Consider the following 24,277-nt stretch of genomic DNA (forward strand, 5'->3'; position numbering starts at 1 on the left):
ATTTCGCTTATCTATCGCTAAAATAATCCATAGATAGATCGTCCCTGCAAGGGCGATCTTTATGCGATCACAAATAAGCCGCGAATTAGCGGGGAGAGCGCCCGCCCAACAATACGTGTCGCCTCAGAATCGCACCCGCATGCTCCACCTGCCCGGCTCGCAGAGCGACAAGGATCGCGCTGTGATCGCGGTCGGTCGGCGCCTCCCATTCGGCGCTCCAGCCCGAGAAAAGGAAGCGAGCGCTTGCCGCCTGCAGGTCATCAATGGCTTTGAGAAGTCGCGGCATCCCGCAGGGCGCCAGCAGGGTCCGATGGAACTTGCGGTTTGCCTGCTCCCAGGCCTGCACATCGGGGGCATTGTCGCCCTCGTTGTTGATTTCTTCAGCCTGGTCGAGAATTGCCCGTGTCAGATGGGGCGCGGCATTTTGTAGTGCCAGGACCTCAAGAGCCGCCCGCATTTCAGCGACTTCCCGCACCTCCGCACGAGAAAAACCTGCCACCCGCACGCCACGCCTTGGCTCGCTCACGGCCAGCCCCTGCGCCTCGAGGCGTCGGAAGGCCTCGCGCACAGGCACATGGCTTGCTCCGAACTCCTCGGCAACGTGGTCCTGCCTTAGTGGCGTGCCCGGCTCGACGCGCCCGGAGATTATGCGTTCGGCGAGCGTCTTGGCGATCTGGTTGGCGAGAGTGTCGTCTTTGGCCATGTGTTCCGAAGAGGTGAGCTGACATCGCGCGAATGGATGCGGTTTTCTCATACACCGGCCGGAAATAGCATGCACGCCGTGATCTCGTGAGAAGCCTTTGGCGCGTCCGGCGGGCCGCTGACACCGGCATGTGATCCTCCCACATGCAACGCTCGCTCCGAACAGGCCTTCTAATGACAGGCAATCCTGCCCGACAACCGACGAACGCACCTTGTTTTGCGTCCTGCGTTCGCGCGTCAGCCGTAAAAGGAGACCCCTGATGCGCCCCATACCCTCATTGCTCGCAAGCACGGCCCTCTGTGCCGTGCTGCTCCCCGCCCTGGCTGTAGGCCAGGAGAGCGGCTCTGTTGAAACCCAGGCCCCAAATGCGACCGGCCAGCAACCGGCCTTTGAAGGTCAGACGCGAGCGCCACAACCAGCGGAAATGCCCCAGGTCGAAACAACGGTGATCGCCGAGGACCTGCCGCAGCTCTGGTCGCTCGAATTTCTGCCCGATGGCCGCATGCTGGTGACCACCAAGGCTGGCGATATGCATATCGTCACCCCCGAAGGCGAAGCCGGCTCGCCGATCGAAGGACTGCCCGAGGTGGATGATCGCGGCCAGGGCGGACTACTCGACGTGGCCCTGGCACCCGATTTCGAAAGTTCGGGCCTTGTCTTCTTCTCCTTCTCGGAACCACGCGATGGCGGCAACGGCACCAGCGTCGCCTCCGCCATACTCTCCGCCGACGACGCCAATGGCGGCACGCTCGAAGACCTCAAGGTGATCTTCCAGCAGACCCCGACCTATAATGGCGACAAGCATTTTGGCTCTCGCCTGGTCTTTGCCCCCGACGGCGCCTTGTTCGTCACTGTTGGCGAGCGATCCGATGTCGAAACCCGCAATCAGGCGCAGGATATTTCCAGTGGCCTCGGCAAGGTGTTCCGCATCGACAGCAGCGGCGAGGCCTTGCCGGACAATCCCTTCACCGCGACCGAGAACGCCCTACCCGAAATCTGGAGCCTCGGTCATCGCAACATGCAGGCAGCAACACTTGACGGCGAAGGCCGGCTCTGGACCGTCGAACATGGTCCCATGGGCGGCGACGAACTCAACAGGCCAGAAGCCGGCACCAACTATGGCTGGCCCGAAGTAACCTATGGGCTGGACTATAGCGGCGAACCGATCGGCGAGGGCATCACCGCCAAGGAAGGCACCACTCAGCCGGTCTACTATTGGGACCCCGTCATCGCTCCCTCAGGCATGGCCTTCTACGAGGGCAGCGAATTCCCCGAATGGCAGGGAGCCTTCCTCATCGGTGGTCTGGTCGCCGAAGGCGTTGTCGTTGTTCATCTCGACGGCGACAAGGTCGTCTATGAAGAGCGCGTGCCGCTCCAGGCGCGGGTGCGCGATGTCAAAATCGGCCCTGATGGCGCCGTCTATGCCGTAACGGAGAACCCGGACGCCGGGACTTCCACCATAGTTCGTCTGAGCAAGGCGATCACCTGACAAGGTCATGTGGCGAGGCAGTTTTCGCCTCGCCCCGACCCATGTCGACCTAGGGGACCAGCGGCATCCGGAACGTAAAGCGGGTTTCGGCGGCGTCCGAGGTCATCTCGATCGTGCCCCCGTGAGCCTCGGCGATTTGCGAGGCAATGTAGAGCCCCAATCCCAGGCCCTGCAGGCTCGTTTCGGCGCCGCCGCGATGGAACGGCTGGAACAAGCGCTCCATGGCGGAAGCCGGGATTGGCTGTCCACCATTGGCGACCGCCAGCAGGAGATGACCATCGGCGATTACCGCCTCGACGATGATGGGCTGGTCCTCGGCGCCATGCGTGATCGCATTGCCCATCAGGTTCGAGAACATTTGGCCGATACGGGCTTGATCGACATTAACCCCTTGCGAGAGGTCGAACCGCATTTCTATCTCGCGCTCGGGGTGGCCGGCCTTGATCTCGTTGACGATCTGGGCAAGCAGCGGCTCAAGCCGTTGATCGGCCGTGCGCTGCAAGCCAATGCCGCCACCCAGGCGCCCGCGGGCAAAGTCCATGAGATTGTCGATCAGGCCGCTCATGCGAGCAACGCTTTCACCCATAAGCCGAAGAATGCGAACCGACTTGGGATCGTCATGCATGGTCGACAGCATCCGCCGCCCACCTTCAAGCCCCGCCAGGGGATTGCGCAGGTCGTGGCCCAAAACGGCGATGAACTGCTCGCGAAGGTCGGACATGGCCAATCCGTCGACCACCTTGGTTTCGGCGACAAGGATCCGGTCCTCGGCGTCGAGATGGTGGGCGATCAGTTCGGCAAAGAGCGTAAACGTGCCGATGATCTGCGGGTTGTTGACCTTGTGTGGATTGGGATCGATGGCGCAAAGCGTTCCGAAGAACCGCCCATCGGGCAGCGTGATCGGCACCGAAATGTAGCTTTGCAGGCCATAGAGTTGCGGTGTGTGGTGGTTCTGATAGGTCGCATCTTCAGCGACATTGTCTATCGCCACCACCTGCCGGTGCTGCCTGATCTCATGGCAGAGCGTTGTTTCGACCTTCAACTCACCACCCGGCGGCAGGCCAAAATGGATGTTGTCGAGAACCTGGCACGCTATCCAGCGGTCCTCGGTAACGCGCGCGACGGCCGCAAAACCCATGCCAGTGGCCCGGCAGGCGACGTCGAGAATCGTAGGCACCGCCGCAATTCTCTGCACGGCATTGATGTCATTCTGAAAATCGTGCGGCATGGTCGCGCTTTGATCGAGATATCAACCCATCGTAATCAGTCCAACCGGGCATGTCATGAACTTCATCGAGATCGCCACGCGATGGATCGTAAGCGCCCGTGCTCCGTTGATGTAGATGTCAGTTCTGCGTCCGCTGGCGCCCATACTGATGGAAGGTCCATGACAGCCCCAACAATCATTCTCGTGGTTGAGGACGAGCCGCTCGTCAGCATGGCGCTGGTGGACGATCTCGAGGCCACGGGTTTTGTTGTGCTCGAAGCGGCCAATGCAGCGGCGGCTGTCAAACTTCTGGAGAGCCGTAATGATATTCGGCTCATCATCACCGATGTGGACATGCCCGGCTCGATGGATGGCCTGATGCTTGCCGCGGCGGTAGCAGATCGGTGGCCGCCCATTCAGATCATCGTCGTTTCCGGGCACCGCGATGTCGAGATCAGCGACATTCCTACCGGGAGCGCGTTCTATTCCAAGCCCTATCGAACTGCCGAAATCATCGAAACGATGAACCAGATGCTGGCCTAGGCAACCGGCCCTGTCATTGGCCGTGGCACCGTCGGCCTTCGACGCCATCCCGATCACGTTTGCTCGCGTCGATCACTTCATCGGAACACGTGACTCCCCCACCCGTTCCCCCAAAGCCGGGCCTTGAAGTCCGGAGAACAGGAGGAGGAACTCCCATGCCAAACCGCGACGAACAGGATCCCAACCGCAATCGCCAGGGGTCCCAGGGTGGCCAGCAATCTGGCCAGAACCAGCAGGGCCAGCAAGGTGGCCAGCAGAACCGCCAGAATACCCAGCGCGATGACGGGGACATGGACCGGGATCGCAACCGCCAAGGCGGTGCCGGTGGACAGCAGTCTGGTGAAAACCAGCAGGGCCGCCAGGGAAATGACCAGTTCCGCAAGGAACAGGACGATGCTGGCTCCGGTCAGAAGAACCGTCCAGGCCAGGGCAATCCCGACCGCCAATAGCACGGCGAATGGCGGCGGCGGTCCAACCGCCTCCGCCCGAGTGGAAGGATTGGAAATTGGATAGAGACGATCTAGATCTGGATGATCTGCTGCCCTTTTGGCAGCGAAAATTCGCGCACCGCCTCGACAAGTCCGTAGTTCACAGCCTGCACGGGCGAGATGTAGATCTCGCTGTGACGCCGCGCCGCCAGAACTTCCTCGGGAATCCGGCTGCGCTCACGCAGGATATTGTCCGTGCGATCATCATCCGCCAGCGCCGCATCCAGCGTTGATTGCAGGCGCCGCGCAGTAAGTCCTTCGGACTGGCCCATGGTCGTTGGATGGATCATGAACATGCCGTGGGCCGAGCAATAGCGCTGCTGGGCGGCTAGGAAGACCGATACCGCGATCGAGCTCACAGACCCGGTATTGTAGAGCACCAGGTGCAGCGGCAACGCCCTTATGTGATTGTAGAGATAGACGCCGTCAGCGACATAACCGCCGTTTGAACTGAAGGCCAGGTGAACCAGAGAAACGCCGCTGTTCACCGCGGAATTCAGCGCACCCGCGAGCCTGCCAACGCCGGCCGGCTCGATCGGGCCGGTAAATCCAAAATACCCGGTTTCGTGAATCTCATCCATCATGGTCCCCTTGTTCATCGAACGGGCAGGACGTCCGTGGGGTTCCTTGGGCGCTTTTCTTGCTGACCAAGAGGAGAAAGCTCACGGCACCTGCTTGAGCAGAAGGTCGCGCGCCTCGTTGATTTTGGCGGCGAGATAGCTGGAGCCCCCATGGTCGGGATGGACTGCTTTCATCAGATCGCGGTGAGCCGCCCTGATTTCGTCACCGCTCGCGCCCGGTTTCAGGCCAAGAATTTCATAGGCTTCAGCCACCGGGTCGCCTCCCGTTTTGGCGCCTGTTTTTTCGTTCGCATCCTGGCTCGCGAAATATTCGCGCCAACCGCCGCGATTGGCATCGAGCCAGCTCTCCAAAAGGCTCAAACTATCGGCATCGCCTCCCACTTCGGCCAGCAGAAGTCTCGTATCCATCTCACCCAGATCCATCAGATCCATACCGGCAAATTGGCCATTCAGCACGCGGCCGGAGACCGCCCCGGTGTCGTGGTCCAGTTCCATGGCGAAGCTATAGCTCTGCACCTTCGAGATATTGCCTGCGTCTGCAGCAGGTCCATCGAACGAAATTGCTCCGAGCCTGCCGGTGCGCAATACCGCAAAGGCCGCCGCACCGACAAACAGAGCGAGATCGAAGCGGCGGGCAAGGAGCAAGCCGAGAGCAGTGAGCGCGCCGAGCCCGCCGACCACCCAGCGCAGGCCACGCATCAATGTCCGCCGGTCGAGCTTGAGCAGGTAATTGATGAGAGCTAGGCTGGCCAAAAGAGCCAGCGCGCCAAGAAAAATATACGTCACGGCGGCAACTGGGCCAACAATGCCTGCGCTTGGCCGCTACCCTGCAGCTTCAGCATATTCCTGCCGCCACTGGCATAAGCCGCCACCGCCTTGAGCAGCGCCGCCAATTCCTGGGGCGCTGTAGCATCGAACCGGGCATAGGCACCCTTGCTGAGCTTTGCAAAACCGCGAAAAGCAGCCTCGACCAGGGCATCGCGGCCTTCCTGAAAGACGAATATGGGCAGCCCGAGCAGGCCGAGTTGCCCCGCCTTTTCAGACAGCACATCGACATTTTCTTCGATCGCATCGCCAACAAAGATCACCGCATTGATCCGCCGCTTCGCATGCTCGGCGCGCGCGTGATCGAAGACTTTGGAAATCTGGGTATTGCCTCCGCGGCAGTCGATGCCGGTCATGAGCTTGGCCAGGGCATCGCCATCGAGTACCCATTTGCTGGCCCGGCATTCGCCAAAGCCGCGAAAATACAGCAGTTGCACCTGCAACGCACTCGGCTTGGGAATGGCGCGAAACATCTCCGCCTGCAGCGAACAGGCAAGGTCCCAGGTCGGCTGGCGGCTCATCGTCGCATCGAGGGCGAACAATAGCCGCCCATCTTGCGCTGCATTGGGACGCGCCAACGTGCCAACCTTTTTGACGAAAGCCGCAATATCGCCGCTCACCCTGCCCTTGTCGGGCAGTCCAGAGGCTTCTCGTGCGTCGAGGTCTTTTTTCGCCATGAAACTAATATGTGGGGCGGCGATATCAGCCGCAAGGCCCCAACGGTTTGGTCACAAACTCGTAACTCTGTGCCTTGTTACGCCCAAACTCTACCAACCGGAAGGGCAGATGCGCTTGAGGTGTTCGAGCGTTGCCAGCCTAGAGAAAGACCGGCTCTTCGTGGAGCGCTATGCCGAAACGTGCTTTCACCGTGGCTTTTACATGCGCTGCGAGGGCGGCGATATCGCCGGCATCGGCATCACCGAGATTGACGACCACCAGGGCATGGCGCTCGGAAATACCGGCGCGTCCCATGCGAAAGCCCTTGAGGCCGCTCTGCTCGATGAGCCAGCCGGCCGACAGCTTGGTCCGCCCATCCGTTTGCGGGAAATTAGGCGCCGTCGGGAAAGCGGCGAGTACCGGCGCCGCTTCGTCGAGAGTCACGATGGGATTTTGAAAGAATGACCCGGCATTGGGCGTCACGCGCCAATCAGGCAATTTGGACCCACGCAGGTAAAGGACGCGGTCCATCACCGTCCGAGGATCAAGCGCCGGTTGATCCATCAGTTCAGCGAGCCCTGCAAAACGCAGATTAGGCTTCCAGGGTCGCGGCAGCCGCAAACGCAGCGACAGCACCACATAACGCCCCGCCTCCCTCTTGAAGACGCTATCGCGATAGGCGAAAGCGCAATCAGTGGCCGTGAACGTCTTGAGGGTTTTGTCCAGCGTGTCGAAAGCCACCAGACTGTCGAAGACGTCGGCCACTTCGGCACCATAGGCCCCGATATTCTGCACCGGTGCAGCACCGACCGTCCCTGGAATGCCCGCCAGGTTCTCGATGCCACCAAAACCCTGTTCCACCGTCCAGACGACGAAGTCGTGCCAGGTTTCCCCGGCTGCCGCTTCGACCAGAACATGATCCTCGGTCTGCGCTATGACAGCACGGCCGGTCGTCGCCACCACGGCCGTGATCCCGGCAAAATCTGCGGAAAGCACCACATTGCTGCCGCCGCCAAGGACGCGCAGAGGCAGGCCACGTTCCCGCGCCAGAGCAAAAAGCGCGGGCACCTGATCGGTCGCTTCCAGTATGGCGCCCCAGCGTGATCGGGCCTTGAGCGCCAATGTATTGCGCGCAGACAGATCAAAATCGGGGATGAGGTTGAGATAGGACGTGGTCATGGCCGGGTTATAGGTGCGGTCTGGCTGGCCTGGCAATGCATCAGCCGAAATGTGCGCCCAACTCATCCTCGATGTGAGCACGGATAATGTCGTCGAAGCGGCGCTCGGCGAAAAAGCCGAGGCCTTCGGCACGCTTTGCCGAGAAGGCCTGTGGCCACCCGGCAACGATACGGGCAATGACCGGGTCAGGCTCGTGGCGGATGAGCTTTACCGCCTTGTCCCCGGCAATACGACGCAAGGCCTCGATTTCGTCCCCTACGGTCGCTGCAAGGCCCGGCATGGTCAGAGAACGGCGTTGTCCGAGACTGGCCGTATCCATCTCGGCCGCATGGAGCAGGAAGCTCACCGCCGCGCGGGGGCTGGCAAACCAGTGACGGACATTCGTATCGACCGGCAAGACCGCTTCGACACCGGCAAGGGGCTCGCGAATGATGCCGGAGAAGAAGCCCGACGCGGCCTTGTTGGGTTTTCCTGGGCGCACCACGATGGTCGGCAGGCGAATCCCGACCCCATCGACAAAGCCGCGGCGGGAATAGTCGGCCAGGAGCAGCTCGCAGATCGCCTTTTGCGTGCCGTAGCTGGTGAGCGGCGTCAGCGGGAATTCATCCGGGATTTCGACCGGGAGGGGCTCGCCGAAAACCGCAATGGAAGAGGTGAAGACAAGACGCGGCGCATAGAGCCCGTGCTGACTGGCGAGACGGATCGCTTCCAGCAGGTACCGGGTGCCATCGAGATTGATTCGATAACCCTTCTCGAAATCGGCTTCGGCCTCGCCGGACACGATGGCGGCGAGATGGAAGATGAGATCGGGACGCGAGGCGATGAGCTTCTCTGCGGCTTCTGGGGCAGAGAGGTCGAGTGAATGGGTTTCGATCGGAATGGAGGCGGACGGGGTGTCGGGCTTTACGACGTCGGCGAGAGCCAGGGTCGAGATATCCCGCCCCCCAACCTGCCCCGCCTTCAGCAGTGCCGCCGTCAGCTTGCGTCCAACCATGCCGGCGGCGCCGATCACCAGAATCTTCAAGACCGTGTCCTCCAATAGCCTCAACCGACGAAATCATTGCGGCAGCCTGTTGTCACCGCAAAAGAAACGGCGCCCACCCGAAGGTGAGCGCCGCTGCATGAAAGACCGCTGGGATCAGTTGAAGCGGTAGCGCAGCGTGCCGCGCACTTCGTGGACCCAGGCGCCGTTGATCGAATAGGGCTCAGTCGTGGTGTTGTTTGCCAGCGAGTCAATGTAGAGGCCGCGATAGCCGACATCGGCCACGATATGCCCAAAGTCATAGCCGACACCAAGCATACCGGCGGCCGCGAGGCTAGTATTGGTGCCGCGGGTGTCCGGGGGCGCACCCACGGGACCAGTGGTGACAACTTCATTGAAGGCGAGACCGGCACCGGCGCCGACATAGCCGAAGGCGCCGCCAGCAGCGCCATATCCCATGTCGCCGAAGCCGAAGTCATAATAGGCGTTAACGAGGGCGACGGTGGAACGAAATTTCAGGCCGTACACGCCGTTGGTCAGTGTGCCGGTCGTGTCCGCAATGTTGGCACGCATGTTGTCGTTCGACAGATAGTCGACGGTGGCGTCAACGCGCAGACCGGTACCGGTTTCGTAGCCGACGCCCGCACCGACCGAGTAGCCGTAGCCAAAGTCAGTAATGGCGTACGTGCGCGGATTTGCAGTGGGGTGGAAAACTTCCTTGGCCCACATCGCGTTACCGGCGGCGCTGCCGCGCAGGTAGAAGCTGCCCGACACGCCATAGTCGACGTCCGGAATTTCGATCACGGGCGGGTAATAGGGCATGTCCGCGGCAATTGCCGGGCCTGCCACTGCTGTTCCGGTCAACAGGAACGCAGCAATGAGCTTGCGCATGGGTTCAGTCCTTTAGTTGCCACGACGCTATGTCGGTTCATGGCAAATATCGGACAAACTCGTTAAAGCCCGCTTAACCCTAGATTTTAACCCTAACGAGACCCTAAGCGATCTCGCGAATGGCCGCCTCGACCTGGCCAACGATGCTCTCGACGAGCGCCGCGTCGTCCGCTTCACCCATGACGCGGATCACCGGCTCGGTGCCCGAAGCGCGCACGACGAGGCGTCCGGCGCTGCCCAAGGTCGACTCCGCATCGGCAATTGCCTGCTTGACGTGCTTGTGGTCGAGCGGCTTGCCCGACTTGAAGCGCACGTTGCGCAGGAGCTGCGGCACCTTGTCAAAGCGGTGGCAGATTTCCGAGATCGGCTTTTCCTGCTGCTTGAGCACCGAGAGCAGCTGCAGGGCCGCGACGAGCCCGTCGCCCGTCGTGGTAAAATCGGAAAGAATGATGTGGCCGGACTGTTCGCCGCCGACATTGAAGCCCTTGGAGCGCATGGCTTCGAGCACATAGCGATCACCCACCTGGGTGCGTTCGAGCGTCAGGCCAAGGCCGGTCAGATAGCGTTCGAGGCCGAGATTGCTCATGATGGTGGCGACGATACCACCGCCGACAAGCATTTGGCGCTCCATCCAGCTATGGGCGATGACGGCCATGAACTGGTCGCCATCAACCACATTGCCCTTTTCATCGATGATGATGACGCGATCGGCGTCGCCATCGAGCGCGATGCCGATATCGGCACGCACCTCCTTGACCTTGGCGGCAACGGCCTCGGGAGCAGTGGAGCCAACCTTGTGGTTGATATTGTAGCCATTGGGCTCGACGCCGATGGTGATGACCTCGGCGCCCAGTTCCCAGAGCGCCACCGGGGCGACCTTGTAGGCGGCGCCATTGGCACAATCGAGCACGACGCGCAGCCCCGAAAGGTCAACGCCGCGCGGCAGGGTGCGCTTTGCATATTCGATATAGCGGGTGCGGGCTTCTTCGTCGCGATAGGCGCGGCCGATCTCCATGCCATGCGCCAGAAGCTTTGACGTGTCGGTCTCGATCAGGCGCTCGATTTCGGCTTCGAGTTCGTCGCTGAGCTTGTAGCCATCGGGACGGAAAAACTTGATGCCATTGTCTTCATAGGGGTTGTGCGAGGCCGAAATCATGACCCCCAGATCGGCGCGCAGCGAACGCGTCAACATGGCGACGGCCGGGGTCGGCATCGGTCCGAGGAAGTAGACATCCATGCCCACGGCCGTGAAACCGGCACCCAGGGCATTTTCCAGCATATAGCCCGAGCGGCGCGTATCCTTGCCGATAACGACACGGTTGCGGTGCTCGCCACGCACGAATGTCGTGCCGGCGGCCATGCCGACTTTCATCGCGAGATCGGGAGTCAGCTTGTCGCCATTCGCCATGCCCCGAATGCCGTCCGTGCCGAAATATTTGCGGGCCATAGTGCGTTCCCCCGATAACTGGTCTGCTGCATTCAATACCACTTTCGTGGGAAGTAGCGCAGAGATTTGGACAAGAAAAGGGCCACCCTTGGGTGGCCCTTGTATAAACTGGCCTCAGCTTTCCGGCTGGGGCTCCATGCCCGGCTCCGGCGGCGCATCCGGCCGCTTCTTGCCCGACTTGCCGGCGGTCGGCACACCCGTGGCCTTCGGCACAGCCGGACCACCGTCTTCAGGGCGGGTCGGCTGCTTGCCATCCATCAGGGCGCGGAGTTCGTCGCCGGTCAGGGTTTCGAATTCGAGCAGGGCCTGGGCAATGGCTTCCCACTGGTCATTGTAGGTCGTCAGGATGTTGCGGGCCGAGGCTTCGCCATCTTCGATGAGCTTGCGCACTTCCTGGTCGATCAGCTTGGCGGTGTCATCCGACATATGCTGGGACTGGGTGACCGAATGGCCGAGGAACACTTCCTGGTCATTGGACTTGTAGCGCACGCGGCCGAGCTTTTCGCTCATGCCCCATTCCATCACCATCGAGCGAGCCAGAGCCGTCGCCATCTGGATGTCGCCGGAGGCACCCGACGTCACCTTGGCCGGGCCGAACTTGATGATTTCGGCTTCACGACCACCGAACAGCATGGTGAGACGGGCAAGGGCCTTCTCACGGCTGAACGAGTAGCTATCGGTTTCCGGCAGGGTCATCACCATGCCCAGCGCACGACCGCGCGGAATGATGGTGGCCTTGTGGATCGGGTCGATGCCGGCAACTTTCAGCGCGATGATGGCATGGCCAGCTTCGTGATAGGCGGTCAGCTTCTTTTCGTCGTCGGTCATGGCCATGGTGCGGCGCTCGGCGCCCATCATGATCTTGTCCTTGGCGTCTTCGAATTCCTGATGCGTGACGAAGCGCTTGTTCTTGCGCGCCGCCATCAGGGCAGCTTCGTTGACGAGGTTCATCAGATCGGCACCCGAGAAGCCCGGGGTACCGCGAGCCAGAACCTTGAGGTCGACGTCGGGAGCCAGCGGCACCTTGCGGACGTGAACTTTCAGGACCTTTTCACGACCCGAGACGTCCGGGTTCGGCACGACGACCTGACGGTCGAAACGGCCGGGACGCAGGAGAGCAGGGTCGAGCACGTCTGGGCGGTTGGTTGCGGCAATGAGGATGATACCTTCATTGGCTTCAAAACCGTCCATCTCGACGAGGAGCTGGTTGAGGGTCTGTTCGCGTTCGTCGTTACCGCCGCCGAGACCGGCGCCACGCTGGCGACCGACGGCGTCGATTTCGTCGATGAAGATGATGCACGGGGCATTCTTCTTGGCCTGTTCGAACATGTCACGGACGCGGCTGGCGCCCACACCGACGAACATTTCCACGAAGTCAGAACCGGAAATGGTGAAGAACGGGACATTGGCTTCGCCAGCCACCGAGCGGGCGAGCAGCGTCTTACCGGTACCCGGAGGACCGACCAAGAGCACGCCGCGCGGAATACGACCACCGAGGCGCTGGAACTTGCCGGGGTCGCGCAGGAATTCGACGATTTCTTCCAAATCCTGCTTGGCTTCGTCGACACCAGCGACGTCTTCAAACGTCACCTTGCCCTGAGTTTCGGTGAGGAGCTTGGCGCGCGACTTGCCAAAGCCCATGGCGCCGCCACGGCCACCGCCCTGCATCTGGCGTATGAAGAAGAACCAGACGCCAATGATGACGATGAAGGGGAGCCAGGACGAGAGCAGGATCGACCAGAAGGGGCTCGATTCCGGCGCGCGGGCGGTGATCGACACATCCTGCGCTTCAAGGCGCGAGATCATGTCCGCGCCAGCCGGAACGATGGTTTCAAAGCGCGTACCGTCATTGAGAACGCCGGAAACGACGTCATTGGTAATGGTAACGCTGGAAACGCGACCCGCGTCGACGTCGGTCACGAACTGGCTATAGCTCTTTTCGCCCACCGACATGGTGCGCGTAGATGACTGGAAGACCTGGAACAGGCCCATCAGCATAAAGAGAATGACTAGCCAGATGGCAAAGTTGCGGAAATTTCCGTTCATCAATCCTGTCCCGGAGGAAGCCAGCGCGCGACGCGGCAGCATTAGGCCGAATGTAAGACCGTCATTGGGGCGTTACAAGGGCAGTACCTGCGGCGTCCCGGCCTTTACGTCCAGTCATTTTGTCGCGACGGGGTTAACGGGATATGGCCTTACGCGGTTCCGCCGGGGATTACTATCAGGGCACGTAATTTTGCTCCCGCCGGCTGATGCCGCGAGAGTGTTACTGGTGGACGGACCCGGAGCGGCATTCGCCTCGAAGTTTTTAGTAGATGAAGCGGATACCGCTCCGGGGTGCCCTCTTTTCGGGCGGGAACTATCGGCGACTTTTGATCGCTCGTCGCAAGCGGCCAGCCCCGAACGTGCATGGGAGACGATCCCCTGCCGGGCCCCCTCGCTACTGTCGTCTGCAGACCATCCATGCGAGGTTGGATGGGGCTATTATGAGGGCATAATTGGGGGCGGGGATAAGATATATATCTCTTCGATGTCATCCCCGCGAAAGCCGGGATCCCTGTTTCGTGACAGAGAGATTCCCGCTTTCGCGGGAATGACGCGGTGACGGAGCAAGGGCGAGATGGATTGCCGGAACGAGCCCCGACGATGGAAGGGGGGCCAGGGGCGCTAATCCACCAGCACCGTCACCTTCACCCGATCATCGAACGACCAGCCACCCAGTGACAGCACCGCCCCGCTCGCATCACGCACGATGGGTGCCGTTCGGATGGCTTCGGCGGGTGTTGTCACCTTGAAGCCCAAGACTTCTTCGAGCCGGTGGCGCGGAAAGAAATCGGTCGCCGAAGCTACAAACCCGGTTTCGCCAGAAACATTGGTGATCTCGAAACGTTCGTCCCAGACCAGCACGCCGTCCGGCGGCAAGGCCTGCTCCTCGGGCAGCGCCCTGCCCGGCTCGCGGGCGACGGTGACAAAACCATCCTTGATGCGGATGACAGTGCCGAGCAGCGTCGTGCCGCGGGGCAGCGTATTGGTGGTGATCTGTTCAAAGAGCCGTTCCACTTGGCCCAGCGCGCGCGGCTTTTGGCGGCCACCAACAACGGCCAGGAGGCGGCTTAGCACCCTCCGGCCGGTTGCCGGGCCTAGCTGTTCGAGCGCGCTCAGCGGCAGCGAGGCGGCGCCGAAACCATCGACTGCAACCAGTTCGGCAAAGGCCGCGTCGGCGAGCTGGGCCAGGGCCTGATCGGCCTCGGCCATGCGGGCGGCAAAGCGCGACAGGGCCGCGCCATCGAGCCCTTCCTGCGCCAGGGATGGCAGGAGCCGGCGCCAGCGCACACGTTCATAGGTGTCATCAGCATTGGACGGATCACGCGCGGGCGTCAGCCCCGCCTCCTCCACAATGGCGCCAAGCGCCGCCGGTTCTACATCGAGCAGCGGCCGAAAGACCCGCACGCCTTCGACTTCGGAAAACGGCACCATGCCCTTGAGGCCATCGAGCCCACTGCCATGGGCGAGACGCATCAGAATGGTTTCGGCCTGATCGGCGCGATGATGAGCGGTCAGCAACACTTTCGCGCCATCCTGAGCCATGGCCTCGCCAATCAGCCGATAGCGTGCCTGCCGCGCGGCCTCTTGAAGGCCGGTTTCAGGATGCCCCTCGCTCCATCTGAGTCCGCGAAATTCGAAGCCGAGTTTTGTCGCCTCGGTCGCGACCATAGCAACCTCACCGGCCGCCTCGGGCCTCAGGCCATGATCGAGACTGTAGACAACGATCTTGGGAGGAGTTTCCGCGCCCGGAACCCAGCGATGGGCGAGGAGCATCAGCGCGAGGCTGTCGGGGCCGCCCGAAACGGCGAGGCCAATGATGGCCTCGCCAGAAATGGGCGCAAACAGATTTGCCAGCGTGGCCCTGTCGGCGAGATCCGGGGTCAGGCTGGCGGGCATTGGGCCTTGGCTTTCTCCTCGGCAAGCCGCGCGACGAAAGCCGGAGGTAGGGTCGTATAGCGCTTGCCGACCTCGCCAAAGGTGCGGCAGGCGGTTTCGCGTTCCCCGGCCCCGGAAAGGGCCATGCCCAGCTTCAGGAGCAGGTCGGGGGCGCGGGCGTGATCGGGGTGTTTTTGGAACGTGTCGAGCAGCACCTCGGCCGCCTGGTCGTAGGAGCCCTGCGTGAGGAGGGCCTCGCCGAGGAAATTGGCAGCTTCCGGAACCTGCGGATTGTCCGGATAGAGCGACACGAACTGGTCGAACTGATCGGCGGCAAAGGCATAGTCGCCCGAGGCATAGGCTTCATAGCCGGCGGCAAATTGCGCATCGGCATCCGCATTGCCGGTCGAGACCGTAGCCGGATTGTAGCTGAGATCGATTGGCTGGCCGGTCGTCAGGTCAATGCCGCCCGTTTGGCCGGTGCCAACGAGAGGATCGGACGAATTGCCCAGCTCATCCATGGGCAGGGCCGACTGATCGTCAAAAGTCGGATCGAATTCCGCCTCGCCCGGCAGTGGCTTGACGCCCTGTTCGGGAATCTGGGTCAGCGGCACGGCATCTTCGCCGGTCGGGGCCACAGTTTGAGTCTGCGGCGACGCCTCGGGCGGCGTCACGCCACCAGGTTGGGTCGCCGCCTCAGTTTTTCCCCCAGCACCGCCTTCCAGCTGCTGGAAGCGGAACTCATTGTCTTCCTGCATGCGGTTGACGATTTCCTGCATCTGGGTGAGCTGGAACGTCAGGCCTTCAATCTGGCCATTGAGCAGGCGAATCTGCTCTTCGAGCTGCTGCATGCGCACCAGAACCTGGGCCTGGTCTGCCTGGGCCACGAGAATGCGTTCGGGCTGGGTATTGGTGAAGGAGAGACCGCCCAATTCGGCGGGGGGAAGGGTCTGCGCATTGGCGGCAGGCAGGAGCCCCAGGCCGATGGCGAGGGCGCACAAACCGGCGCGCGCCTTTCTGTTGAACGTTCCGAGCTTCACGCCGTTTTCTCCATTGGGTCGATGCGCGACAAGATGGGTATCTTTGGCCTCTGGATAAAGGCCAATTTTGGTCAAAACAAAACACCCGGCCCACTTTCGTGGTACCGGGCGTTCCTTGCCTCCAGTTCTTGCGACTGGAATGAGGTTTCTACTGGACCACCGTGACCGCGCGGCGGTTCTGGCTCCAGCAGGAAATGTCGTTGCAGATCGCAACCGGGCGTTCCTTGCCGAAGGACTGGCTGGTGATGCGCTGGCCGTTGACGCCCTTGGAGACGAGATAGTTCACGACCACCGAGGAGCGGCGGGCGCCGAGGGCAATATTATATTCGCGGGTGCCGCGTTCGTCGGCATGGCCTTCGATCAGCACGCGATAGTTCTGGTACTGGTTGAGCCAGGCAGCCTGCTTGTCGAGGGTAGCCATGGCTTCCGGGGTCAGCGAGCTCGAATCGGTGGTGAAGAAGACGCGATCGCCAACGGTGACGATGAATTCCTGCTGGCTGCCCGGAGCACCGCCACCAGGGCCGAGATTACCGGCGCCGGTGAGACCGACGGCATCATTGGAACTGCGCGAACAGGCAGCGACGACGACGACGAAAAACAGCATCGCGGCAGCGCGCAACGCGGTCGAAAATGGTGCGGGAATGGCCACGGGGTAGCTCCAAAAAAGGCAACAATCTTAAGTGCAGCATTTACCGCGCTTAATCTTAAAAGCTGGTTCGCTGAGATGGTTAATGTTTGCCTATTCAGGCGCGAATGTGGCGGGAATCCGGGCTTTTTCGTGACGTTGCAGAAGGGCAACAGGACCGATGGCTGATCACGTTAAGGTTAAGCGCCGGGGATTTTGGAGACGAAAAAGGGGGCCGCAGCCCCCTTCCAAAATCAGCCGCGAAGACCCGACCACGAGGGGTCGGAGGCATAGCTTTCGGTCGCAACGGTCAGGGGGTTGCGGCCCCAGATATCGACGCTCATCAGGCGCGGGCCATCATTGCCACCCGGATCCTGGAAGAACATGATGACACGGCCATTGGGCGCCCAGGTGGGGCCTTCGGCGTGGTAGCTCGAATAGAGCAGGCGCTCGCCTGAACCATCAGGGTTCATGATGCCGATATGGAACTGGCCGCCGGACTGGCGGGTAAAGGCGATGAGATCGCCCTTGGGGGACCAGACCGGGGTCGAATAGCTGCCCTGGCCAAAACTGATGCGCTGCGCGTTGCCGCCGCTGGCGCCCATCATGTAGATCTGGGGCGAACCGCCGCGATCGCTTTCAAAGACGATACGGCCGCCATCGGGCGAATAGGACGGGCCCGTGTCGATCGCCGCGCCCGAGGTCAGCTGCACCGGCTGGCCGCCACCCGTACCCACGGCGTAGATATTGGTCGCGCCGCCCTGCTCCACCGAGAAGGCGACCGTGCCGCCATCGGGCGAGAAGCGCGGGGCGAAGGTCATGGCGCCGACATTGGCGAGGCGCTGCTGCTGGCCGGAAGACAGCTGCAGCAGATAGACCTGCGGGTTGCCATCGGCAAAGTTCATATAGGTGACGAGGTCGCCATTGGGCGCAAAGCGCGGCGTCAGCGCCATGGTGGAGCCGTCGGTCAGGTACTGCACATTGGCGCCGTCCTGATCCATGATGGCGAGGCGACGGGTGCGGTTGGCCTTGGGGCCGCTTTCGGCAGTGTAGATGACGCGGGTATCAAAATAGCCCGTGCCGCCGGCCAGCTGCTCATAGATGGCGTCAGAGACGATGTGGCCGATACGGCGCGCCGAATTGGGATCGGTATTGTAGCTCTTGCCCACGACCTGCGCGGCCTGCTGGGTATCCCAGACGCGGACGGAAGACGAAATCTGCCCGCCGCGCTCGACCGAGCCCATGACCAGCGCATCGACATTGGCCGTGCGCCAGACGTTGAAATCGGGCGTGCCATTGACATCGCCCACCTGCACCGGCAGCGAAGCCGGATCGAGCGGCAGGAACAGACCGGAACGGCGCAGGTTGTTGCGCACGATATCGGCGATCTCGCGCCCAAAGGTCGGATCGGACGAGGCAAAATCTGGAATGGCGATCGGCAGGGGCTGGAAATTGGCCCCTTCCACCACGATGCGCAATTGCGCCATGGCCATGGGAGCGGTTGCCAGCAGGGCGCTACCGGCCAGGCCAAGCTTGAGCGCAGAGCGACGGGTAAGAAGCGTCATGTGTTGGTTGTCTCCAATTTCGCCGTTTGGCCGGTTTTTGGCCAGCAACAGGGCAAATTCAAGGTCACGGTCTGAGTTCCAGTTCAAGCTGCCGCCATTGATCATAAGCGTCAGCGGAAAGATTGAATGGTCCCTCCTGCGTCGCAGCTACCACAGCTCGCTGTGCAGCGCGGGCGATACCGGCGCCGGCCGGCGAAGGATCGGCCGAAACGATCTCGGGTATGCCGTTGAGAGTACCATCGCGATTGAGGTTAAGGCGCAAAACCACTGTCATGCCGCTGTTGATATCGCTCGGCAAAAGGTTCCAATAGCGTTTGACGCGAGCGGAGAGCCCATCGATTTGCGATTGGCTCAGCCGAGCCGATGTGCCGGTGGTGTCGCCCAGCGTCGGCGAACCGCCCTGCCCGGTCGTGCCGCCGGTCGTGGGCGCATTATTGATGATCGAGGCGATGTCGTCGGCAAGATCGGAATCGAGCTGGGTCGGCCCGGGCTGAGTGGGACGTGGGGTTGGCGTCTGCGACTGGTTCTGCGCGGCAGCGGCGGCAGCCTGGCGCTGACGTTCTTCTTCCTCGCGCTTCTTCCGTTCGGCTTCGGCAGCAGCAAACTGCTGGCGCAGTTGCGCCAGATTGCTCGGCCGGGCAGCCGGGGTCGGCGCCGCGACGGCAGGCGTCGTGGGTTCAGGTTCCGGCGTCGGCTCGGGCGTTGGCTCTGGCGTTGGCTCTGGCGTTGGCTCTGGTGTCGGCGCCGGCGCGGGCGTGGGTGTCGGTTCCGGAGCCGGTTCGGGCTCTGGGGTCGGCTCCGGTGTGGGAGCGGGCTGCGGCCGTGTCTGGGGCGTCGGCGGCGTGGGCGTTGGCGTCGGTTCCGGCTGCGGAGCGGGTTCTGGCGCAGGAGCAGGCTCGGGCGCCGGCTCTGGTTCCGGGGCTGGCTCGGGTTCTGGGGTCGGTTCGGGCACCGGCTCAGGCTGCGGCGCAGGTTCGGGCGCAGGCGCCGTCTGGGTCACCGGCTGCGGCGTCGGCACATCGGCCGGCGACGGGGTCGGCTGATCGTCCTCGGTATTGCCGGTGGGCTGGGCCAGTTCGGCCGGATTGTCGCTTTCAACGATGGAGGGCGTGTCGGTCTCGACGACGGTGCTGTCGAGCTGGCCGGCACGGATATTGGAATATTCTTCGATCGGGACGAGGTCGACCGAGATCGACGCGGTGACAGGCGTCAGCGGCTCGGTCGATCCCAGATTGATCAGACCAAGCACTATCAGCAACACATGCGCTGAAACTGAAACCGCGACGCCTGTACGCATGCCCGCGGCCTATTGCTCGCGCTCGGTAACGAGCCCGATCTTGGAATAGCCGGCAGCCGAAAGGAGGCCCATGACCCGCATGACGCTGCCATAATTGGCCGTGGTATCGCCGCGGAGGAAAATCCGGTCTTCCGGCGTTGCGAGCGCGGCAACGGTCGTCACCAGATTGGCTTCTTCCACCGGCGTCTCATCGACAAAGATGGCGCCTTCGGGCGTCACGGCCACGGTGATCGGCTGGGTCTGGCTCGGCATGTCGGCAGCGGCCGATTGCGGCAGATCGACCGGCACGCCGGCCGTCATCATTGGCGCTGCGACCATGAAGATGATCAGCAGCACCAGCATCACGTCCACCATGGGCGTGATGTTGATTTCGCTCATCACCGCTTTCCTGCGGCCGCGACGACGGCGTCCACCGCCGCCTCCACCGCCTGCTACACCCATGCCCATATCAGCGGCTCCGCGCTTCGAGCTGGCGGCTGAGAATGGTCGAGAACTCGTCGGCAAAGCCTTCAAGGCGCCCGATCATCTTGGCCGAGTCGGCGGAAAGCTTGTTGTAGGCGATAACGGCGGGGATAGCGGCGACAAGACCGATGGCGGTCGCAAAGAGCGCTTCGGCGATCGGGCCGGCCACCACAGCAAGATTGGTCGAAGACGAAGCCGCGATATTGGTAAAAGCGTTCATGATGCCCCAGACCGTACCGAAAAGGCCGATGAAGGGGCCGGCGGACCCGACCGTTGCGAGAAAGCCCAGGCGCTTTTCCAGAAATTCGCTTTCGCGCGAAATGGCAACGTCGAGCACCTTGTCGAGGCGCTGCTGCATGCCGACAAAGCTTGCCGCATTCTGCTCGTGGCTGCGCTTCCACTCCTTCATGGCGGCGACGAAAACCGCGCCCATGCCACCGGAGGCCTTTTCGGACTGCTGCTTGTAAAGCTCTTCAAGCGACTGGCCGGACCAGAAGGTCTTTTCGAAATTGTTCATCTCCGCACCGACGCGGCGATAGGCGATGGTCTTGTCGACAATGATCGCCCAGCACCAGACCGAGGCACCAAGCAGGCCCAGCATCACCGACTTAACGACGATGTCGGCCGCCCAGAACAGTCCCCAAATGGACAGGTCGGCATGTGGAGCGGCCGCTCCCACTGCATCCATGACTTCCATGAAGTGATCCTTTCGGCCCGGCCCAAGCGCCCGGCCCCATGCTTTGTGCGATGGGGGCGGAATCTGTCAAAATTAAGAGAAATGCCCTGCAAACCGGGCCTTTCGGCCTAGCCCTTAGCGCAGTGGTCCCTTTGACTCGATTATGGTGACCAAGTGGTTAAGAAAGCGATTCCCGAGACGAACTCGATCAAGTTTCGCCTTGCAGCAAGGCCCGCAGCTCAGCCGGCAGGCGCACCGGGCCACCGGAGGTCTTGATGGCAACGACCAGAACCCGGGCCTTTGTCAGCACGGTCTCTTCACGGATAATTGTCTGGTCGAGCACGAGGCGCACCGGCGTCGCCTCGGCAACCTTGGTTTCAACCGTCAGCAGATCATCGATCTTGGCGGCGCCCAGAAAATCGATCTCCATCTTGCGCACGGCAAAGGCGATGCCCTGTTCGATCAGTTCGAAATGATGGACGCCGAGATCGCGCAGAAATTCGGTCCGACCCCGTTCGAAAAACTTCAAATAGGCCGCGTGATAGACATAACCGGAAAAATCGGTGTCTTCGTAATAGATGCGGACGGGAAAGCTATGCGTGCTCATGCGCTGCGCTCGTCATGGACCACATGGGCCTGCGCCTTGGGCAGATCGCGCAGGAATTCTGGCAACCAGCGTGGCAGCAGGTTGAATTTTTCGAGGGCGTCGCCGGCAAGCGGCACCCAATGGAATTGCAGGTCGTGGCCCTCGTCCTGCCGTTCGAGCCAGGGCGAATTGCCATTCGGCCCCTGCCCCGGCAGCGTTACGCCATAGAAAAAGCCGAGCTCGTGAAAATCCTCGCCCTCACGGCGATAAAAACTCTCCGACGTCGCGATCATCGGGCCGATCTCGGCCGGCAGGGCGATTTCTTCGGCAATCTCGCGGGTCAGACTAAGCAGACTGTCCTCGCCCAGTTCGACGCGGCCGCCTGGCAGCATGGCGTAGTCGTCATCGTCCTCGCGGCAAATCAGAACATGGCCATCGGCCACGATGATCCCGGCAACACGAAAATTGAAACGACCTTCCTTCATTGGAAAGCTCAGGACGTGGCGAGCGGTCACGCTTGACCTCCAAGCTCGATGAGGACGATTTCGGGCGCCGCATCGAAACGCAACGGCAGGCCGGAATGGCCAAGGCCCGCGCCGACGATGAGGTGCCTGCTGTCTTCCACGATATGGCCATGAAGATAGCGCCGGCCAAAGTTCGACGGCACCACGGGGGCAAAACCGAAGAACCGGATCTGGCCGCGATGCACATGGCCGGAAAGGGTCAAGGCGACGCGGGCGGGGACCTCGGGGAAAATGTCGGGTTCGTGGGCCATGAGGAGGACGGGAGCGTCGTCCGTGACCTTGGCGAGCGTCGCATCAAGATCGGCCAGCGGCGTGCCGTCGTTGAACTCCGTGCACTGGTCGCCCAGCCCCGCCAGCCAGAAGCTTTTGCCGCTCCAGGTTAGCTGGATAGCATCATTGACCTGAACCGGGATGCCGACTTTCTCCAGCGCCACCTTGGCGGCTGGTGCGGCCAGGAAACCGTGCCGCTTTTTGATAAGCCGAGGATAATCGTGATTGCCGAGGACGGCATGAACGCCGAGCGGCGCCTGCAGGCGGGCGAGGCCGCGAGCCCAATCATCATACGGAACCGGCCGGCTAAAGAGGGGCCCGTCGTCGAAATCGCCCACCAGCAGAATGATATCGGGTTTCAGCGCATTCGTTTTTTCGACAATTGCTTCAAGGGCTTGAAGGCCAATCCACGGCTCGGAAAAATGAAAGTCGCTGAGCATGGCGATGCGCAGTTTCAGGTCCTCTGGCCAGTTCGGCAGGTTCGGTGAATAGTGGCGCACGACGATATTGGTGTCATGGATCCAGCTATGGGCACCGAAAAGACCAAAAAGGCGCTGGAGGATTGGCGCCATGCTCAGTCCTCGTCTCCGGCTTCCTCGAAGAGGCTGGCCTGCATGCCCACAAAACCTTGCGGCACGGTTTTATTGAGGTGCTGAAAGGCGATAGCGGTAAGCATGCGGCCGCGCGGCGTGCGCTGTATGAAACCTTGCTGAAGCAAATAGGGCTCGACGATTTCTTCCACGGCGTCGCGCGGTTCGCTGAGCGCGGCGGCGATGGTCTCGATGCCGACCGGACCACCATTGTAGAAATCAGCGATGGTATTGAGATAGCGCCGGTCCAGCTGATCGAGCCCGCGGGCGTCAACATCGAGGCGCAGAAGCGCCTTATCGGCTAGCACACTGTTAACTTCTGACACCCCATCGACGAGGGCAAAGTCAATGACGCGTCTCAGCAGGCGCCCGGCAATGCGCGGGGTGCCCCGCGAGCGCCGCGCAATCTCGAGAGCCCCATCGGCCGACATGGGCATGCCCATCAGGCGAGCGCCACGGGTGACGATCTGCACCAGTTCTTGCGGGGTGTAAAAATTGAGGCGGACGGGAATGCCGAAGCGATCGCGAAGGGGGGTGGTGAGTAGACCCGCGCGGGTAGTGGCGCCAACCAGGGTGAATTTTGCCAGGTCGATACGGACCGAGCGCGCCGCCGGGCCTTCGCCGATGATGAGATCGAGCTGGAAATCTTCCATCGCCGGATAGAGGACTTCCTCGATCGCCGGATTGAGGCGATGGATTTCGTCAATGAAGAGAACATCGCGTTCTTCGAGATTGGTCAGGAGCGCGGCAAGGTCGCCAGCCTTGGCGATGACTGGACCGGACGTGGCGCGGAAACCGACGCCAAGTTCCTTGGCGATGATCTGGGCCAGCGTGGTTTTGCCGAGACCCGGCGGGCCGACGAAAAGGACGTGATCGAGCGCCGCGCCGCGTTTCTTGGCGGCCTCGATGAAGACTTCCAGATTGGCCCGCGCATCGGCCTGGCCGACGAAATCGGAAAAACCGGAGGGGCGCAGCGAGACGTCGAGATTATCGTCGCGGCCAGCGGCGGGGGAGGTGAAGTCGGTCACGCGAGAAGTTCCATTCCGGGGATATGCTTTGATGCCGGAACGTCAAAGGTCTTGGTCGCTACGCATCCCACGTTCCGATTTATTTGCGAGATGAGCAGATCGGCGACGCTGACTTTGTTGCTCACGGACTTGGTGGCTATAGCTGCTTCGACCAGTTCGCTGCGCTCAACCACGATGTTGACGCTCTCGAGCAGCACATGCAGCACCTCGAATATTCTGTCCGCGGCAAAGCCGTAACGACGTTGCAGGAGCCAAACAAGTTCAGCAACGACCAGTAGATTCACATAGGCCGGATCGTCGGCCGAGCGCGCGCTGAAGAATGAAACGGCCAGGCGATGCTGTTTCTCGTCGTCCACGACGAAAAGCCGGAGAACGACATTGGTATCGACACCGATCATCGCTGTCCGCGCTCAAAGTCGTCGATGACTGCATCCGCTATAGCATCGTCCATGTCTTCGACACGCAAACCGCCCCCCTTTGGTGGCTTGCCCAGCATGCCCGCGAATTCCTCAATTCGCCTGGTCTTGGGGCGTGCAACCAACTGCCCATTCTCTATCTTCCAGCGGAGCGGTGTGCCTTCGGTGATCCCAAGCGCATCCCGCAATTCCTTGGGGATAGTCGTTTGCCCCTTGTTCGTCACGGTCGACAACAAAATCCTTACCTGCTCACCCATGACAAAATCTCCCGGTCTCCTTACTTTT

At 61.7% G+C, this 24,277-nt stretch carries 26 protein-coding genes; 3 read left to right on the top strand and 23 right to left on the bottom strand.

All coding sequences use genetic code 11. The annotated features are described in order from the left end of the window. Positions 1–85: 85 nt before the first annotated feature. Positions 86–703, bottom strand: coding sequence for a GntR family transcriptional regulator (locus NVV77_RS19340; protein ID WP_295415660.1), 618 nt, complete (start codon positions 701–703; stop codon positions 86–88). Between the two features lie 259 nt (positions 704–962). Between NVV77_RS19340 and NVV77_RS19345 the strand changes: the two genes are divergently transcribed. Continuing rightward, positions 963–2,192 carry a PQQ-dependent sugar dehydrogenase gene (locus NVV77_RS19345; RefSeq protein WP_295415662.1) on the top strand — a complete coding sequence of 410 codons (1,230 nt, stop codon included), beginning with the start codon at positions 963–965 and terminating at the stop codon, positions 2,190–2,192. 49 nt (positions 2,193–2,241) lie between these two features. Here the strand turns inward: NVV77_RS19345 and NVV77_RS19350 are convergent, their stop codons facing one another. Further along, positions 2,242–3,420 (bottom strand): GAF domain-containing sensor histidine kinase, encoded by a 1,179-nt coding sequence (locus NVV77_RS19350; protein ID WP_295415665.1) that lies wholly within the window; start codon positions 3,418–3,420, stop codon positions 2,242–2,244. A gap of 159 nt (positions 3,421–3,579) precedes the next feature. Between NVV77_RS19350 and NVV77_RS19355 the strand changes: the two genes are divergently transcribed. Both NVV77_RS19355 and NVV77_RS19360 read left to right on the top strand, forming a co-directional pair. Further along, a complete protein-coding gene (locus tag NVV77_RS19355; RefSeq protein ID WP_295415667.1) occupies positions 3,580–3,942 on the top strand; it encodes a response regulator in 363 nt (120 codons plus the stop codon). 155 nt (positions 3,943–4,097) lie between these two features. Beyond that, a complete protein-coding gene (locus tag NVV77_RS19360; protein ID WP_295415668.1) occupies positions 4,098–4,391 on the top strand; it encodes a hypothetical protein in 294 nt (97 codons plus the stop codon). Between the two features lie 71 nt (positions 4,392–4,462). Here the strand turns inward: NVV77_RS19360 and NVV77_RS19365 are convergent, their stop codons facing one another. The 21 genes from NVV77_RS19365 to NVV77_RS19465 form a co-directional block, all read right to left on the bottom strand. Beyond that, positions 4,463–5,011, bottom strand: a complete 549-nt coding sequence (locus tag NVV77_RS19365) for an ATP-dependent Clp protease proteolytic subunit (RefSeq protein ID WP_295415670.1) — start codon at positions 5,009–5,011, stop codon at positions 4,463–4,465. Positions 5,012–5,092: 81 nt separating this feature from the next. Next, a complete protein-coding gene (locus tag NVV77_RS19370) occupies positions 5,093–5,710 on the bottom strand; it encodes a DnaJ domain-containing protein (protein ID WP_295415672.1) in 618 nt (205 codons plus the stop codon). An 83-nt stretch (positions 5,711–5,793) separates the two neighbouring features. Beyond that, on the bottom strand, positions 5,794–6,513 hold the full coding sequence (locus NVV77_RS19375) for a VWA domain-containing protein (RefSeq protein WP_295415674.1): 720 nt from the start codon (positions 6,511–6,513) through the stop codon (positions 5,794–5,796). Between the two features lie 139 nt (positions 6,514–6,652). Further along, a complete protein-coding gene (murB, locus tag NVV77_RS19380) occupies positions 6,653–7,672 on the bottom strand; it encodes a UDP-N-acetylmuramate dehydrogenase (RefSeq protein ID WP_295415676.1) in 1,020 nt (339 codons plus the stop codon). A 40-nt stretch (positions 7,673–7,712) separates the two neighbouring features. Next, on the bottom strand, positions 7,713–8,696 hold the full coding sequence (gene denD / locus NVV77_RS19385) for a D-erythronate dehydrogenase (protein WP_295415678.1): 984 nt from the start codon (positions 8,694–8,696) through the stop codon (positions 7,713–7,715). A gap of 114 nt (positions 8,697–8,810) precedes the next feature. Further along, the gene (locus NVV77_RS19390) at positions 8,811–9,545 is read right to left on the bottom strand and encodes a hypothetical protein (protein WP_295415681.1); all 735 of its coding nucleotides are present in this window, start codon (positions 9,543–9,545) and stop codon (positions 8,811–8,813) included. A 103-nt stretch (positions 9,546–9,648) separates the two neighbouring features. After that, complete coding sequence (glmM, locus tag NVV77_RS19395) at positions 9,649–10,992, bottom strand: phosphoglucosamine mutase (RefSeq protein ID WP_295415683.1); 1,344 nt, start codon at positions 10,990–10,992, stop codon at positions 9,649–9,651. Positions 10,993–11,106: 114 nt separating this feature from the next. Continuing rightward, complete coding sequence (gene ftsH / locus NVV77_RS19400; RefSeq protein ID WP_295415686.1) at positions 11,107–13,038, bottom strand: ATP-dependent zinc metalloprotease FtsH; 1,932 nt, start codon at positions 13,036–13,038, stop codon at positions 11,107–11,109. A 621-nt stretch (positions 13,039–13,659) separates the two neighbouring features. Then, entirely contained in the window at positions 13,660–14,934 is a 1,275-nt protein-coding gene (gene tilS / locus NVV77_RS19405; RefSeq protein WP_295415689.1) for a tRNA lysidine(34) synthetase TilS, read from the bottom strand. Further along, positions 14,919–15,953, bottom strand: coding sequence for a tol-pal system protein YbgF (ybgF, locus tag NVV77_RS19410; RefSeq protein WP_295415691.1), 1,035 nt, complete (start codon positions 15,951–15,953; stop codon positions 14,919–14,921). The genes tilS and ybgF overlap by 16 nt, the downstream gene beginning before the upstream one ends. A 148-nt stretch (positions 15,954–16,101) precedes the next feature. After that, a complete protein-coding gene (pal, locus tag NVV77_RS19415; RefSeq protein ID WP_295416242.1) occupies positions 16,102–16,557 on the bottom strand; it encodes a peptidoglycan-associated lipoprotein Pal in 456 nt (151 codons plus the stop codon). Between the two features lie 275 nt (positions 16,558–16,832). Next, positions 16,833–18,143 carry a Tol-Pal system beta propeller repeat protein TolB gene (tolB, locus tag NVV77_RS19420; RefSeq protein ID WP_295415693.1) on the bottom strand — a complete coding sequence of 437 codons (1,311 nt, stop codon included), beginning with the start codon at positions 18,141–18,143 and terminating at the stop codon, positions 16,833–16,835. 64 nt (positions 18,144–18,207) lie between these two features. Beyond that, positions 18,208–19,440 (bottom strand): hypothetical protein, encoded by a 1,233-nt coding sequence (locus tag NVV77_RS19425; protein ID WP_295415694.1) that lies wholly within the window; start codon positions 19,438–19,440, stop codon positions 18,208–18,210. Between the two features lie 9 nt (positions 19,441–19,449). Further along, positions 19,450–19,887 (bottom strand): protein TolR, encoded by a 438-nt coding sequence (tolR, locus tag NVV77_RS19430; protein ID WP_295415696.1) that lies wholly within the window; start codon positions 19,885–19,887, stop codon positions 19,450–19,452. Position 19,888: 1 nt separating this feature from the next. Next, positions 19,889–20,590 (bottom strand): protein TolQ, encoded by a 702-nt coding sequence (gene tolQ, locus NVV77_RS19435; RefSeq protein ID WP_056312439.1) that lies wholly within the window; start codon positions 20,588–20,590, stop codon positions 19,889–19,891. Between the two features lie 196 nt (positions 20,591–20,786). Beyond that, complete coding sequence (gene ybgC / locus NVV77_RS19440; RefSeq protein WP_295415698.1) at positions 20,787–21,185, bottom strand: tol-pal system-associated acyl-CoA thioesterase; 399 nt, start codon at positions 21,183–21,185, stop codon at positions 20,787–20,789. Further along, the gene (locus NVV77_RS19445; protein ID WP_295415701.1) at positions 21,182–21,679 is read right to left on the bottom strand and encodes an NUDIX domain-containing protein; all 498 of its coding nucleotides are present in this window, start codon (positions 21,677–21,679) and stop codon (positions 21,182–21,184) included. Before NVV77_RS19445 ends, ybgC begins: the two co-directional genes overlap by 4 nt. Next, positions 21,676–22,530 (bottom strand): metallophosphoesterase, encoded by an 855-nt coding sequence (locus NVV77_RS19450; protein WP_295415703.1) that lies wholly within the window; start codon positions 22,528–22,530, stop codon positions 21,676–21,678. The genes NVV77_RS19445 and NVV77_RS19450 overlap by 4 nt, the downstream gene beginning before the upstream one ends. Before the next feature lie 2 nt (positions 22,531–22,532). Next, complete coding sequence (gene ruvB, locus NVV77_RS19455) at positions 22,533–23,576, bottom strand: Holliday junction branch migration DNA helicase RuvB (protein ID WP_295415705.1); 1,044 nt, start codon at positions 23,574–23,576, stop codon at positions 22,533–22,535. Beyond that, entirely contained in the window at positions 23,573–23,974 is a 402-nt protein-coding gene (locus NVV77_RS19460; protein ID WP_295415707.1) for a PIN domain-containing protein, read from the bottom strand. The genes ruvB and NVV77_RS19460 overlap by 4 nt, the downstream gene beginning before the upstream one ends. Continuing rightward, the gene (locus tag NVV77_RS19465) at positions 23,971–24,249 is read right to left on the bottom strand and encodes an AbrB/MazE/SpoVT family DNA-binding domain-containing protein (protein WP_295415709.1); all 279 of its coding nucleotides are present in this window, start codon (positions 24,247–24,249) and stop codon (positions 23,971–23,973) included. The genes NVV77_RS19460 and NVV77_RS19465 overlap by 4 nt, the downstream gene beginning before the upstream one ends. Between the last annotated feature and the right edge of the window lie 28 nt (positions 24,250–24,277).

The organism is Devosia sp., from assembly GCF_024707125.1.
In the GTDB taxonomy this organism is placed as follows: Bacteria; Pseudomonadota; Alphaproteobacteria; order Rhizobiales; family Devosiaceae; genus Devosia.